This is a genomic window from Actinoplanes lobatus (assembly GCF_014205215.1).
In the GTDB taxonomy this organism is placed as follows: Bacteria; Actinomycetota; Actinomycetes; order Mycobacteriales; family Micromonosporaceae; genus Actinoplanes; species Actinoplanes lobatus.
Genome location: NZ_JACHNC010000001.1, coordinates 9,476,694 through 9,491,269, shown reverse-complemented (window position 1 = coordinate 9,491,269; position 14,576 = coordinate 9,476,694). Strand labels below are relative to the sequence as shown.

General features: G+C 73.3%; 9 protein-coding genes. 2 read left to right on the top strand and 7 right to left on the bottom strand.

Annotated elements, in window-relative coordinates:
• Positions 1–50: 50 nt before the first annotated feature.
• Positions 51–1,073, top strand: a complete 1,023-nt coding sequence (locus BJ964_RS43145; RefSeq protein WP_188126048.1) for a GGDEF domain-containing protein — start codon at positions 51–53, stop codon at positions 1,071–1,073.
• On the opposite strand, the gene BJ964_RS43140 is transcribed toward BJ964_RS43145, so the two are convergent.
• From BJ964_RS43140 to BJ964_RS43125, 4 genes are all read right to left on the bottom strand, one after another.
• Entirely contained in the window at positions 1,074–7,151 is a 6,078-nt protein-coding gene (locus tag BJ964_RS43140; RefSeq protein WP_188126047.1) for a hypothetical protein, read from the bottom strand.
• A 1,250-nt stretch (positions 7,152–8,401) separates the two neighbouring features.
• Positions 8,402–8,839 carry a hypothetical protein gene (locus BJ964_RS43135; RefSeq protein ID WP_229806806.1) on the bottom strand — a complete coding sequence of 146 codons (438 nt, stop codon included), beginning with the start codon at positions 8,837–8,839 and terminating at the stop codon, positions 8,402–8,404.
• Between the two features lie 26 nt (positions 8,840–8,865).
• Positions 8,866–9,396, bottom strand: a complete 531-nt coding sequence (locus BJ964_RS43130) for a DUF6292 family protein (protein ID WP_188126046.1) — start codon at positions 9,394–9,396, stop codon at positions 8,866–8,868.
• A 49-nt stretch (positions 9,397–9,445) separates the two neighbouring features.
• Complete coding sequence (locus tag BJ964_RS43125; RefSeq protein WP_188126045.1) at positions 9,446–9,949, bottom strand: hypothetical protein; 504 nt, start codon at positions 9,947–9,949, stop codon at positions 9,446–9,448.
• Positions 9,950–10,437: 488 nt separating this feature from the next.
• Between BJ964_RS43125 and BJ964_RS43120 the strand changes: the two genes are divergently transcribed.
• Positions 10,438–11,598: an RNA-guided endonuclease InsQ/TnpB family protein gene (locus BJ964_RS43120; RefSeq protein ID WP_188126044.1), complete on the top strand. Its 1,161-nt coding sequence runs from the start codon at positions 10,438–10,440 to the stop codon at positions 11,596–11,598.
• A 59-nt stretch (positions 11,599–11,657) separates the two neighbouring features.
• Here the strand turns inward: BJ964_RS43120 and BJ964_RS43115 are convergent, their stop codons facing one another.
• Genes BJ964_RS43115 through BJ964_RS43105 form a run of 3 tightly spaced genes read right to left on the bottom strand, consistent with a single transcriptional unit; the run spans position 11,658 to position 14,478 of the window.
• On the bottom strand, positions 11,658–12,617 hold the full coding sequence (locus tag BJ964_RS43115) for a pirin family protein (RefSeq protein ID WP_188126043.1): 960 nt from the start codon (positions 12,615–12,617) through the stop codon (positions 11,658–11,660).
• A gap of 3 nt (positions 12,618–12,620) precedes the next feature.
• Positions 12,621–13,028 carry a pyridoxamine 5'-phosphate oxidase family protein gene (locus BJ964_RS43110; RefSeq protein ID WP_188126042.1) on the bottom strand — a complete coding sequence of 136 codons (408 nt, stop codon included), beginning with the start codon at positions 13,026–13,028 and terminating at the stop codon, positions 12,621–12,623.
• A 28-nt stretch (positions 13,029–13,056) separates the two neighbouring features.
• Positions 13,057–14,478 carry a DUF2252 domain-containing protein gene (locus tag BJ964_RS43105; protein ID WP_188126041.1) on the bottom strand — a complete coding sequence of 474 codons (1,422 nt, stop codon included), beginning with the start codon at positions 14,476–14,478 and terminating at the stop codon, positions 13,057–13,059.
• Positions 14,479–14,576: the final 98 nt, after the last annotated feature.

The window sequence follows — 14,576 nt, the reverse complement described above, 5'->3', positions numbered from 1 at the left end:
CCGGCCGTACCGAATGAGATTCAGGATCGAACCCCCGGAGGTGAACGGCCTTGCCCATTCAGCTGCGTGACCTGCACGGCGCCGCCCGTGCCGTCGCCTGTCTGATGCTGGCGGCCGCGCCGTACAACCTGATCACCGGCGTCCTCATGAAGCTCGGCGATCCGCTGCCCCAGCTGATCACGCTCGGTGTCACCTCGGCCGTCGCCTTCGTGATCGGCATGGTCTGCCTGAACCTCCCGGAGCGCATGCCCGCCCTCTTCTGGCCGGTCGTGCCGTTCCTCGGGATCGCCGTGGTCACCGGGCTGAACGTCGCCACCGAGGACGCCACCCTGGGCCCGCAACTGTTCTACCTGTGGCCGCTGCTCTACGCCGCGTCGTTCCTCGGCCGCACCCTCACCGGCCTCGTCATCGCGGCGATCTCCGCCGGGCACGCCCTCATCGCCTTCCAATTCACCGACGGCGCCCACGCGCTCAACGACTGGATCGCCATGACCGTCGCCATGTCGATGACCGCGATCGTCGTGGCCGGCCTTCGCGAACGCAACGACCGGCTCCGTGACGTCCTGGAGAACCAGGCCACCTCCGACCCGCTCACCGGCGCCGCCAACCGGCGCGCCTTCGACGCCGAGATCGGCCGTGCCGTCACCCGGGCCCGGCCGGAAGACCCCCTCGCCCTCGTGATGATCGACGTCGACCACTTCAAGACGATCAACGACACGTGGGGGCACGCCATCGGGGACCAGGCACTATGTGCCGTCGCAGACGCCCTGCGGGACGCCGCCGACGACCGTGGGCACATGGTGGCCCGGCTCGGCGGGGACGAGTTCGCCGTCCTCCTCCGGGCCGCCCCGTACGGTGCGCTCCGATACGCCGAGCAGGTTCGTACCCGGGTGTCCGGCGCCACCGGCCTGCCGTGCGGGCCGCCCCGGCTCAGCATCGGCATCGCCGTCGCCCCCGACCACGCCGCCGGCCCCGACGACCTCCAGCGGGTCGCCGACGCCGCCCTCTACCGGGCCAAGGAAGGCGGGCGCGGGCGCAGCATGATGGCCACCCCGGCCCGCCTGGCGGCCTGACTACCGCCGCGGATCCACCACCGGATGCTCGGCCGTCGACTCGGTGAGTGCCTCCTCACCCTCGGCGGCCGGGCGCGCGCCCAGCGGCGCCCTGATCTCCGGAGACTTCCTCGGGTACGGGCCCCAGCCGTCCCGCAGCACATGGATGTAGACGGCCTCCAGGCACACCCCGATGCGCTCCACCAGATCGGTGTCCTCCGGCGAACCCAACCGGATCGCCCGCGCGAAATGGTCCAGCGCCTCCATGTGCCGGTTCTGGTCGAAACAGCTGCGCCCGGCGTTCTCGTGGACCACGCTGCGCACGGCGGCCGGAACCTCCGCGTCCACCGCCCGCTGGAACAGCCGGTCCGCCTCCATGTAGTCGCCCCGAAGCCGCAGCACGTGGGCCAGCTCGGCCTGCGCGATCACCTGCGACTGAAGGTCCTTCGCCGACTCGGCGTGCGCCAGGGCCAGCCGGGCGGCGGCCGCGGCCATGCCCAGTTCACCCAGGAGGCGGTACACCTCCGCGCGTACGCTCAGCAGCCCCGCCTTGACGATGTTGTCGGCCTCGTCAGCCAGCGGGCCGTCCAGGCGTTCGCCCAGCTCGCGCAGCGCGTTCCGGTCGTCGACCACCTCACGGAGGCTGGCGCCGTCCAGCCGCCAGCGGATCGCGGACAGGTCGGCGGCGGTCAGCGGCAGATGCGGGGCCAGTTCCGGGCCCTGCGGCTGCTCGTCCTCGACCGTCGTCTCCGCGGCCTCGCTCTGCGCGGGCTTCGTCTCCTCGGGCGTCTCCTCCGTGGCCTCATCGGTGCCGGTGGCGTCCTCGGTCTTCGCCGGCGCCTTGCTGACGAACCAGCCGCTACCGAGGGCGGTGTCCGAGTACCGCCGCGGCTCGGTGTCCGGCCCGGAGGTCTCCAGGCGGGCGATCGGCCGCAGGTTGTGCAGCGCCCCGTCCGCATCCATGTACGGCTGATCCGTGTCGGCCCAGTCGCGCACCATGTCGGCCCGGTCCCGCACCACCTCGGGCTGCGCGGATGCCGCGGGCCGGTCGCCTTCGGCCGTGGGCCGGCCCGGTGCCGGTGCCGCTTCGGCGTGGGCCTGTGGTGACGCGGCTCCGGTTCGGCCCTGGGGCGTCTCCGGCCCGGTCTGCGCGGTTTCCCGCCCCGTCTGCGCCTCTTCCGGCCCGGTCTGCGCCGCGTCCGGGCCGGCCTGGCCGGGACGCGTCAGCGGGAATCCGATCCGCTCGCGGGCCGCGGTCTCGCCGTGGTCGGCTCCCGCGGCCGGACGCGGCAGCGCCACCGTCGGTCGCCCAGCGGTCGCCCCACCCGGGATCGGTCCGGAAATCGCGTCCCGAGCCGGCTCGCTCTGCGTTCCGCTCGGGACCGCCTGCCCGGCCGGCTGACCGTTCGGCTGCTCGTCCCGGCGAACCGCGTCCGAGGAGCGGCCGTCGGAACCGCCGCCGACCTTTTCGTCGCGCGGCTGCTCCGTGCGGCCGCCCGGCTGCGCACCCGGACGGGAATCCGGCCCACGTCCCTGAACTACCGGAAGGTCGCCGAGCGACTGCGCACGAGCCGTCCCGGGCACGGCGGGACTCGTCGGCCGCACCGGCCCGCCGAGGCCGTCCACCGGCGGCGCCGGCACGGGCCCGGCCTGCCGGTTCTGGCCGCCGTCCGCCTCGTTCACCGGAGGGACCGAGATCGGTGTCGCGGCATTCCACCCCGACCGATCCGGTACGGGCGAGCGAGGCGTGAGCCCGGGCCGCCCGTCCTCCCACGATGCCGTGGTGGGCGGTGTCCCGGAGGGTGCGCCCTGTCCCGCCTCCCGCCATGTCCCGGCGGGAGGTGCCGAACGAGGAGCGACACCGTCGGCTGCGGGCCGCGTCCCGGTCCATCCGGGCGGCGGCGGGACCGCCTTGGGCGCCGCTTTCGGGCTGGGCCGCCTGGCCCCACCCTGGTCCGCGGCGATCGGAATCGGGCCTGCGTGCGCCGCGTTCGGTCCGGTCCCGCCCTGCTGCGGGGCGAGCGGCGCCGGACCCGTGGGTCCGGTCCCGCCCTGGCCTGTGGCGAGCGGCGCCGGGCCCGTGGCTGTCGCGTTCGGTCCGGCCGGGGACGAGGGCTGCGGTCCCGTCCGAACCGGCGCCGACCCCTCCACCGGAGGCGTGGGCCATCCGGCCGCGGGCGGCTGCCGGCCGGGCGCCGGCCACGCCTGCCCGTCCCCGCCCGGACTCTGCCGAACCGCGGGCGGCCAGGCATTCTCCGGCCGCGGCGCGCCCGGAGCCCCCGAAACGGGCCGGCTCGCGTCCGGCCGAACCGCGGGCGGCCATGCCGACGCGGGAGAGGGCTGACCACCGGGAACGGCACCCGGCTGACCACCCGGATTCGCACCGGGCTGACCACCCGGGACCATGCCAGGCTGACCCACGGCACCCGCCCCGGGAACCACCGGCGGCCGCGCCGGTGACACCGGCCGTGATCCGGCGGGCGACTGAGCCTCGTCCGGCACGATCGCCCACGGCCCGTCACCCTCGGAGAGGAACACGTGCGCCGCCCGGGGCGACCGCCGGGAACGCTGCTGCGGAACCTCCGGCTGAGCCTCGTCCGGCCGCCGGATCTCCCCGGTCACGTAGGGGTTGTTCGTCTGCCACCCCTCACCGCCCCCGGTACCCCGCGGGTCCGCCGGACCACCCCACCGGCCACCGGCCGGATCACCCGGCATGCCCGCGCTCTCGGCCCACTGCGCCGCAGCGGGGTCGTGCGGTGCGCGCGAGGCATCCGGGCCACCCCACTGCGCCGGGGCGGGATCGTGCGGGCGATGTGTGTCATCCGTCCCGGCTGCCGGCCGGGCGGGCTCGACGGCTGGTTGCGGCCCGTTCGGCCCGATCACGCGAGCCGGCGGCACAGGCGTCGGCGCCGCGACAACCCGCGGCGTCGCCGGCGGGTCAGCCTTGATCACGCGCGGCGCGGGCGGCGGAGTGGTCCTGCTGACAACCTTCGGCGGTACGGGCGGCTCCGCCCGCCGCACCACACGAGGACCGTCCTCCCGCGTACCGTTCCCGTCGGCCGTCTCGCTGCCCGGCACCGGCCAGGACCCGGATTCCCGCAGGTCCCTGGTCTCTTCGTCCCCGGCAACCACCCGGTCCGAACCGGCCTCGCCGCCGACTCCCCGCCCGTTTCCCGAGTCCGCGCGATGCCCACCCGGACCGTGGCCCACAGACGGCTTGTCCGCGCGGTGCCCACCCACGGAACCGGGCTGCCCCGCGGGATACCCACTTCCCGATCCCCGCAGATCCGCAACACGTCCGTCGCTCGAACCCGGCTGGCCCGCGCCATGCCCGTCGTTCGAAGCCGGCTGGCCCATGGCACGTCCGTCGTTCGAACCTGGTTGGCCCATGCCGCGTTCGCTGTTCGAACCCGGCTGGCCCGCGCTGCGTCCGGTGCTTGAACCGGGCTGGCCCATGCCTCGTCCGGTGCTCGAACCGGGCTGGTCCGCGTCATGTCCGCTTCCGGGCCTCGGCTGATTCCCGCCGTCCTCCATGCCGGAGCGGATCCGGTCGCCGGAGCCGTGGCGCTCAGTGCCCGGCGCCGTGCCGTAGGCCGGCTGACCCCGTTCGACGGCCGGATCCCGCGGGGGCTGCTCGGCGCGGTAGGCCTGCGCCTCCTGGGCCTGTGCGGCGGCGATGGCGGACCCGTCCGGGCCGTGCCCGCGGTCGGTCAGGTCGGCTGTCGGCTCCGTGGGGCTGTTCGCGGCCGCCCGGCGCTGACCGGGCAGGAGGCGAACCACCTTCGACCGCCAGGATTCACCCCGCCGCTCGTTGCCTTCAGGCGGCGCATCCGCGTTCGCGGGTCCCGTGGCGCCGGAACCGGCCGCCGCCACTTGACCACCCGGCTCCGAGGGCGCCTGCCCGCGAGCCCCTGCCGGGATCGGGCCGGAACTGTCCGGGTCGGGCTCCGCCGGGTACGGCCGGCCGTCGCGCACCGCCGCTTCGCCGGTGACCGGCGGCACGCCACGCCCGGCCTCGGCCGGGACGGAAACCTCGGCGCCCTGCGCGGGAGCCGCAGAGCCGAACCCGGTCGGCCCGCGCCCATCGTCCGCCCGGCCCGCGCCGGATCCGGACGTCTCGTTCCCGGCCACGCCCGAGGCGGCCGTGCCGGGATTGTTCGCCCAGGCTCCACCAGCCAGGCGCTGACGGTCCGCGTCCTGGAATCCAGGATGCTGCCGGTCGCCGGGCTCCTGCGTGCCGGGACGTGCCCGGTCGCCGGGTTCCTGTGCGCCGGGACGCCGGCGGTCGCCGGAGTCCTGCGTGCCGGGACGCTGCTGGTCGCCGGGTCCCTGCGTGCCGGGACGCTGTTGGTTGCCGGGCTCCTGCGTGCCGGGACGTGCCCGGTCGCCGGGTTCCTGTGCGCCGGGACGCTGGCGGTTGCCGGAGTCCTGCGTGCCGGGACGGCGGCGGTCGCCCGCTTCCCGGGCAGCGGGACGCTGGTCCGGTTCGAGGGCGGGGCGCCCGTCCCCGCCGGCCGGGAGGGCGCCGCGGCGCTCCCCGTCGGGCTGGTAGGACTCGTGCGGTTCCGCCGCACCCGGAGCCGGTATCTGCGCGCGCCCGGTTACCGCGAGGTCGTCGCGGCGAGGCGCCGGGGCCTGCCGTTCCTCCGCCTCGTCGCGGCGCGGACGCCGGCCGCCGGGCGGCCGGATCGGCCCGAAGTCCTCGTCGTCCCAGGCTTGAGCGGCGCGCCCAGGCTCGTTGCGGGATGCCGGTGCCGGTGCCGGCCCGCGCTGCCGCTCCGGCTCGATCTCGGTGACGCTGCCCCGCGAGGCCGCGGGCTCCTCCCAGAACTCGTCGGCGCCCAGTTCGATGGTCCGTCCGGCGGCCCGCCGCTCGTCCTCGAGGACCGGCTCGGCGGCACGCTCCCGGCCGAGGTCGCCGTCGTCGCCCCACAGCTCGTCCGGTCCGATCTCGACGGCCCGCCGGCCGCGCCGGTCGTCGCGCGGCGGACGGTTGTCGCGGCGCTCGTCCCGTGACGGCTCGGCCCACTCGGAACGGCCGCCTTCGCGGCGAGCGGAATCCGCCCGGTCCGCCCGGGCAGGCTCGCGGCCTTCGCCGCGCCGCGGATCGCGCGAGTCCCGAAGGTCGCGAGTGTCCCGGCCCTCGCGAGAGGTGCGGGGGTCCTGAGGGTCGCGGGGGTCCCGAGAGTCGCGGGGACCCCGTGAGCCGCGGATGTCGGAGGTGTCGCGAAGATCCCGGGGGTCCCGTGGATCGCGGATGCCGGAAGTGTCGCGAAGGTCCCGTGTGCCACGGACGTCGGGGGAGTCGCGCAGGTCGCGGGGGTCCCGGACGTCGCGGGAGCCCGCCCGATCGACTCGGGGGTCCCGGCGGTCGTCGCGTACCGGTTCGGTCCAGTCGGCGCGAGCGGGCTCACGGCGGTCGTCGCGGTCCCGGCGGGAGGGCTGCCTGCGGTCGTCCCGGTCGTCCCGGTAACCGCGCTCGTAGCCGTCCCGGCCGCCGGGCGCCTCATCCCGGTACCGAGGCTCGGCATACCGGCCGTCGCGCCGCTCCGAACGCCCGTCCGAGCGCTGCTCCGAACGTCCGTCCGGACGCTGGTCAGAACGCCCGTCCGGGCGCCGTTCCGAACGGCCACCCGAAGGCCGCCCAGGCTCACGATCATCGGTACGCCGGTCGCGGCGCTCGTCCGCGGCACGGTCGTACCGGTCGGGCCCACGGCGTTGCGGGGCGGCGCCGCGGCGCAGATCGGGCCGGGCCGCCGGGTCGATGATCGGAAAGTCCGGTTTGTCGAAGTCGACACCGAGTTCGGGGCGGTTGAAGTCGACGTCGGCGAAGTCGTCGCCGACCAGGTTGTCGACGGAGGTGTCGATCGGCTCGAAGTCGGGGTCGTTGAGCCAGCTCGGCCGTTCGCCGTCGAAGGCGGTCCGTTTCGCCCGCTGCGCGGCGATCTCGTCGGCGCCTTCGGCCCGGCGGCGGGTCGGCATGACCGGGTCCGGGGCCGTACGTTTGGTGTAGTGCTTCTCCTGCATGACCGCGGAACTCGGCATGAACGAGTACTCGCTGTACTCGTCCTCCCAGTACTCGTCGTCTTCGAAGCTCATGACGCGGTCCCGAATCGGCTGGGGAGGGTCCCCTCGCCCCGACACCGCATCCGTGCCACCGTCCTCATGCTGTCCCACCTCCGCACCCCGGTGCCCGCCCCTCGCCCTCCGCGATCAACGCCTGCCACGTGGTGGATGTGGAAGGTTAACCACGGATTTGCGAAGTGCGCCACCGCTCTGCGGAGCCCCGTCACCGGCCTCGCGGACGGCCCGCGAGCGTTGACCGCCCCGGCGCCGCAGCCCGCCGGGATAGCGCGATCACCGGGGTATACGTCTCGCGGACCTGCCCGGTTCAACGGTTTGAGCAGTGACTATCACGGAGTTCGGGAGAGGCCGGCCGGGCCCGCCGCAATCAACGGGGATCGCTCCTGAGGGGTGACGGCACACGTGACGACTTAAGAACCTTTTAAGCTCCCTTTCAGGAGAGCTAAGAACTTGTGGATGACCCTGAACAGGTGACCACGAAGTGTCGAAGACCACTCTGGACTTTCGCGGATCAAGGACTTCCCGCCTGGCACGGTTGATGAGCGCCCGGTTCTGCCGGGCGACCCGCTGGGGCCAACGACGTCCTCGGCGGATTTTCCACGACCTGATCTCCCGGGCCACACCGCCCGGGTCTGAGACCCCTCGGCCTCCCGGCCGGCGGTCGCCGCCCCCCAGTCAGGCGGCCGCACCGTTGCCCTGAGCGATCTCCGCGGAGACGACACCCCCCTCGTCTCCTCCGCGGTTGGCGGTTCGGCACGGGGCCGGGCAGGAGGCGGCGGCGGGAGCCCATCTCCCGCCGCCGTCCTCCCCGGCACACACCGGTCAGACCTTCTCCGGCAGACGGCCACTCCTGTCCCCCCGATGCGGTGGCCGTCGCATGCCCGGCGCCCGGTCCGTGGGTCCGCACGGACCGGGGCCGACGGGCCGGCGGACGGTGGCGGGTTCCTCCTTCCCGCCACCGTCCCCATCACCACCAGACCTCCCGGTCGGCGACTGTCGCCCCCAAGACCGGCCCATGGATGGCGCCCCCTTCCGTCCTCCGGCCGGTGACTTCGCCTGTCCGGGTTGAGGGACGGCGGCGGGACCTGTGTCCTGCCGCCGTTCCCCCTCACCCGTACCCCGCAGTACCCGAACCTCCCGGGCGGTGACTTCCGCCGTCCCTCTCCTTGAGCTTTGTTCCCGGGATTCCCGGCTGGTGGTCTTCTCCTTCCCAGGCCGGCCGGGACGGAGGCGGCGGTGGGTGCAGGCCCGCCGCCGCCTCTGCTTCAGAGCCGGCCGTCGGTGGTGAATCCGCCGACCCGGGCCGGCAACACCAGGCCCGCCTCCGCCAAAAGGGTCAAGATCGACGACAATTCGGTACGGGTGAGCGCCGCCGCCCGGGACGGATGCGGATGGGGTACCCCGAGCGCGGTGGCCGCCTCGATCGCGCGGGCGCCGATGGCCGCCTCCACCGCCCACAGCCGGTGTGCGGACATCGCGGCGTGCGCCGACGCGGCGAGCGCCCCGTGCAGTCGGAGCAGGCGCCGCAGGTCGGCGGCGAGCCGTTCGATCGGTGGGCCGTAGGGCGCCGGTTCGGCCGGTCGCCGTTGTCGCCACCGGGCGGCGAGGATCGCGCAGCCCCGGGGCACATGGCGCACCGCGGCCACCACGACGGCCGGGGCGGCGAAGATGAGGATGATCCGGCTGGCATCGACGAGAGTCACGGGGTCCTCCGTCGGAGGTCGTCGTTCTATCCTCGACCTTCCGCCGCGTCCGGCCACCCGTCAACGCACTTTGTGCGACCCGCCGAATAACGCCGCAGAGCCGCCTCGAAAGCGGGATCCCCGGTGCCCGCCCGTCGCCCGGCGAAGTCGGCGTCCACCTCCCGGACCGCGAACCCGCCGGCGGAGGGGTCCCGGCCCGGCGAGTCGGTCGCCGGCCCGCCGTGCCGGATGCCGGCCAGCCCGGTCACGGCCCGGGCCACCGATGACGGCGCGGCGACCGTGGCCACGTTCAGCGGGCGCGCCACCCGGATGTCGCGGCCACCCGGGTCGTCGACGGTGAGCAGATGCCAACCGTCCTCCTCGGACCATCCGGCCCCGGCCTGGTCGTGGTCCCAGACCGGCCGTCCGTGCAGGCGGACCTGGCGGGCCAGATCGAACGGGATCCAGCCGTCGCGCGGCACGCCGTCGTCGGCACGCCAGTCGGCGACCGGCACCCCGGCGGCCTCGAGCGCCGCGGCCACCGCCCGGATGTAACCGGCGTGCGCCGGCCCGCTCACCGGAGGGAACCCCGTCCGGTAGGGGCGGCCCGGCGGGTGAGGGGCGGCATCAGATGGCGGCCCGGCGGGCGATCTCGACCAGGCCGGCGCGGCCGCCGAAGGTGGCCCGCACCGCCGTGCCCATCTGTGTGAACAGCGCGTCCCCGCCGTAGTCGGTGTCACCCGCCTCGCCGACCAGCAGGTGGACGGCGAGGTGTTCGGACGGGTCGCCGGGCAGGTAGCCCTCGCCGGGCAGGTCGGTGGCGAAGACCCGCAGCGCCAGGGCACGGTCGCCGTCGGGTGTGTCCGGTTCGGCGCCGTGCAGGTAGAGCAGCGCGGCCGTCTCCGGGCGCAGTACCCGCTGGAAGACGCAGGGTTCCGGGTCGCGGGTGTCGACCAGCCCGCCGGCCCAGAACGGCTCGCTCACCTGGAAGCCGGCGGCGGCGAGGGCGGCGGTCGCGGTCTGCCCGCAGGGCCCGTCGTCCCAGGTGATGATCGGGGGGACCCGCTGGTCGGCGCGCGGGTGCAGACCGGGGACACCGGCCAGCGCCGTGAGGAGTCGGGCGGGCGTCATCGGATGATCATGGCAACGACCCGCCGAAGAGTAAAGCTCAGTAGCCCCATAAGGAGGGGGCCTCGGCCATTTACGGCCCGGAGGAACGCGGTTACCCACTTGGGCGTTTTGGTTGCGATGTCCTCGTGGGCGGCGAGTGGTGCGCCGTCGCAGGATCCGGCGAAGTACGACGGCGGCCGCAGGTGACCGCCCCACAAGTATCGGCGCAGGTGAGCGCTGCGCTCCTGTCGCAATCGTCGGGCCGAGACTCCCTGAGGCCGCTGGCCAGCCGGGAGAGTGCGACCGGCGGCGGGTGATGCACGATCCGGTGGAGGTGATCGTCTTTGTCATTAAACTCGCGCGGCTGCGCGGCTGCGCGGCTGCGCGGCTGCGCGGCGAAGTCGGCGCGGACCGCCCGTATGGCCTCCCCGCAGCGGGTTCGCGACGCTGCGGCCGCGCGCCGCATATCGGAATCGGGCCACTATCGCACCCCCTAGTCTCTTGCTAAGATGACGCGTGTGAAGCTGGTGGTGCAGGTGAAGCTGCTGCCGACACCCGAACAGGCGTCGGCATTGGACGCTACCCTGCGTGCCTGCAACACCGCCGCTTCCGAGGTCGCCGCGACCGCCCGTGAGATCGGCTGCTACCGCAACTATGACCTGCGCAAGCACACCTACCAGAACATCAAGACCGGTCACCGGCTCGGTGCGCAGGCCGCCCAGCATGTGATCAAGAAGGTTTGCGACGCGTACAAAACCCTCACAGCGAACCTGCTTAACAGCCGGTACGGCAAGCCCGGCAGCAGACGCCGCCGCACCGTGGAGACCAACCCGGTGACCTTTCGCTGGGACGCCGCGCAGCCGTACGACGCGCGGATGCTGTCCTGGCAGTACGACACCCGGACCGTGTCGATCTGGACGGTCGGCGGGCGGGTCAAGAACCTGGCCTTTACCGGTTCGCCCGATCAGCTCAAAGCGTTAGCGACACTGCCGGTCGGTGAGTGCGACCTGGTGCACCGTGACGGCATGTGGTTCCTGTACGCCAGCGTGGAGGTGCCCGAACCCGACCTGATCGACCCGGCCGGGTTCCTCGGCGTCGACATGGGCATCGTCAACATCGCCTACGACAGTGATGGCACCCGGTATGCCGGGGCCAAGCTCAACGGCTACCGCCGCCGCCAGCAGCGACTGCGGCAGCGGCTACAGGCCAAAGGCACTCAGTCGGCGAAACGGCTGCTGGCCCGCCGCCGCAGGAAGGAAGCACGGCACGCCGCGAACACCAACCATGTCATCGCCAAGACCATCGTGACCGAGGCTGCACGCACCGGCCGCGGCATCGCCGTCGAACAGTTGACGGGGATCCGCGACCGGGTCCGGCTGAGAAAGCCCCAACGGGTCACCCTCTCCTCATGGTCATTCCACCAACTCGGCACGTTTCTGGCGTACAAGGCTCGCCGGGCCGGTGTACCGCTGGCCGAAGTCGACCCCCGGTACACCTCCCAAACCTGCAACCGGTGCGGTCACCGCGACAAACGCAACCGCCTGAACCAGGAAACCTTCACCTGTCGGTCGTGCGGGGTCGTTGCCCACGCCGACCACAACGCGGCCCTCAACATCGCCCACCGCGGTGCCGAGAGCTGGGGCGCAGTCAGCCGCCCACACGTGGCCTGACCTCGCAGCCAGCGAGGGAAGCGATCCACAAACCCGCCCATTCATGGGCTGGTAGTTGACTAGGTCCGGCCGTGCCGGTCGCGCGCCTTCAGCCGTACCGTCGGAAGATCGGGAGCCGGAAGCGGGTCGGCCGCGCAACCGCCGACGAAGCCGAAGCGCTCGGCGCCGAGGCCGGCCATCCACTGCTCGCGCGCCCGGACGATGTCGTCGTGGCCGCGGCCGACGAAGTTCCACCACATCACCAGCGGTTCCTCGAACGGCTCGCCGCCGAGCAGGAACAGTCGCGCGGGTCCGGAAACATCAAGATCCAGCGAGGTACGCCCGGAGCCGAGATACAGCAGCGACCCGGGTTCGAGGACGGTCCCGTCGACGGTGGCCGTCCCGGACATCACCACCACCCCGTGTTCGAAGGACGACTCCAGGGTGACGGTGTGCGTGGCCGCCGCCGAGTAGTGCATCTCGGCCCCGGCCAGCGGCGAGTGGACCCCGGCGGGCGAGGTCAGTTCGCCGAGCCGTCCGATCACGACGGTGACGGTGACCGGGCCGTCGCGGTGGGTGGGCAGGTCCTCGTGGTGTTCGAAGCGGGCGGCGCCGTGCCGGGCCTGTTCCGGCAGGGCGAGCCACAGTTGCAGCCCGTGCATGCCGTCGGGGTGGTCGGGTGGCGTGTACTCGGAGTGGGCGATGCCGTGCCCGGAGGTCATCAGGTTGAGCTGGCCGGGCGCGATGAGCTGGTGGCTGCCGAGGCTGTCGCGGTGCTCGATGATGCCCTCGACCAGCCAGGTGACGGTCTGCAGGCCGGTGTGCGGGTGGGGCGGGACCTGCATGCCGGGCCGGCCGCTGACGTCGTCGGGCCCGAAGTGGTCGACGAAGCACCAGGCGCCGATCATCCGCCGTTTCCGGTGCGGGAGCAGGCGGCGCACCGTCGTGTACCGCCCGAGCGGCACGTCGTGACCGGGCAGCAGCACGCTGTCCGGCTCGCCGACCGGGCTGGGTTCCGCGGAGTACAGCGAGGTGCTCATGACCTACGAGGGTAGTAGTGTCGCCGACCCGAGAACGCGGGTGATCGTCACTTCGATGACGACCCGGGACGGGTTGGGCCGGGGGGTGCGGTAGCGGCCGGCGTACCGGCGTTCGGCTTCGGCGACCGAGGAGGGATCGTCGAGGACCACGGCCAGGCCCTCGATCGTGCTCCAGCGGCGGCCGTCGATCTGGCAGATCGCCACCCGCCGCTGCCCGCGCCGGACGTTGCGCACCTTGGTGGAGGTGTCGAAGGAGATCACCCGGGCGAGCCCGGCGGCCTGGTCGAGGGTGGCGCCGACCGCCACCACGTGCGGCGACCCGTCGGCGCGCAGGGTGGTGAGGGTGCACAGGTGCCGCTCGGTCCAGAACTCGGCGAGGGCGGGGGAGTCGAGGGGAACAACGCCGCTCACGGCCGTACCTCCGGATGGGTTCTGATCGTCACGCCGGCTCCGCCGGCAGAAGGCCGCGGCGGACCGCCTGGGTGAGCGCCGCGTGATCCTCTTCGACCTGATCGGCGTACGCCTTCGCGAACCGGCTGAGTGATTCGTCCAATTTGTCGCCACTGCCCACGTAGCCGGCGATCATCGACGCCCCGCTGGTCCGGGCGTGCGACTTGGCCAGCAGCGAACCGCAGATGCCCGCGTAGTCGGCGAGCGCCCCGGCGTTGATGTCCTCGATCAGGATGGCGCCCTTCATGTCGCGGAACTGGCGCACGTAGTACTGGTGCTCACCGACCGTGGTCCAGCCGAGCAGCGGGTCGCTGACCGTCTGGAGCGCCTGCTGGTACTCCACCACCCGCTGGCCCTGGTGCCGGTGCCAGGCCAGGTCGCCGTGCTGGTGTTTCGCCACGACCGACCGGCGGGCCTGCTTGAGCTGGAGGAAGAGCACGTCGTCGCCGCTGCTGCCCTCGCACAGGGCGACGTAGGCCCGCAGCCCCACCGACCCGACGCCGACCACCTTGTGCGCGATGTCGACGATCCGGTAGCCGCCGAGGATCCGGGCCCAGTGCGGTTTGAGGGTGTTGAGGTAGCCGTCGAGCGCCTCGGCGAGCTGCTCGCGCTCCTGGTCGGGCAGCCGGGTGATCAGCGGTGGTTCCTCGACCAGTCGGGCGGTGCCGTCGTGCCGCTCGGTGAAGCGGGGCAGCGCCCGGTCGCTGGTGCGCCGCCGGGCCCGCCGGGCGGCGCGTTCGATCTCGTCGCGGAAGCTGGCCCGGCTGGCGTGCGAGCGCATCCCGTCGACGTCGAGCTGGTCGAACGAGCGGGCCAGCAGCGGCTGGTCGGCGAGGTACCCGATCTGCTCGCGGTACTGCTCGACGCAGTGCGCCACGGCGTCGGTACACGAGCTCTCCCGGAAGCCGTTGACCCGGCCGGCGACGTGCACGCTGACCGCGAGCCGGCGCAGGTCCCACTCCCACGGGCCGGTGTGCGCCTCGTCGAAGTCGTTGAGGTCGAACACCAGCTCCCGCTCCGGCGAGGCGTAGAAGCCGAAGTTGCCGAGGTGGGCGTCGCCGCAGATGACCGGGGCGATGCCGGTCGAGGGGAGCGCGGCGAAGTCGTCGGCCATCAGGCCGGCGGTGCCGCGCAGGAAGGTGTACGGGGAGACGATCATGCGCCCGATCCGGACCGGGACGAGATGGTCGAGCCGGCCCTCGTGGGAGGCGATCACCTGGCGTACCGGATCGGGGCGGCGGTCGGGTGCTTTCCAGTGGGCCATCTCCGAGCGGGGTGAGCGCTCGCGCAGGCCGCGGCCTGTCTCGTAGCGTTCGGCGCGCGGGGCGGCGGCCCGGCGCAGCGAGGTGAATCCCTCGTCCGCTAGGCTGCCGAGCACACCCGGCCCGTTGATCGTCACTGCTGGTTCCATCGCTGCCGAGCGTACGTGTCGGCGGAGATCGTCCGCGCGGGGCTCGTGAAAAGCGGATGTTATCGATAACATTTCTGCTACGCGGGCCGGTGGCGGTT

Bases quoted from the DNA above. Each gene is read 5' to 3' on its own strand.
- BJ964_RS43120 (WP_188126044.1), top strand. From the start codon at position 10,438: ATGACGCGTGTGAAGCTGGTGGTGCAGGTGAAGCTGCTGCCGACACCC.
- BJ964_RS43125 (WP_188126045.1), bottom strand. From the start codon at position 9,949: ATGACGCCCGCCCGACTCCTCACGGCGCTGGCCGGTGTCCCCGGTCTG.
- BJ964_RS43140 (WP_188126047.1), bottom strand. From the start codon at position 7,151: ATGAGCTTCGAAGACGACGAGTACTGGGAGGACGAGTACAGCGAGTAC.
- BJ964_RS43105 (WP_188126041.1), bottom strand. From the start codon at position 14,478: ATGGAACCAGCAGTGACGATCAACGGGCCGGGTGTGCTCGGCAGCCTA.
- BJ964_RS43115 (WP_188126043.1), bottom strand. From the start codon at position 12,617: ATGAGCACCTCGCTGTACTCCGCGGAACCCAGCCCGGTCGGCGAGCCG.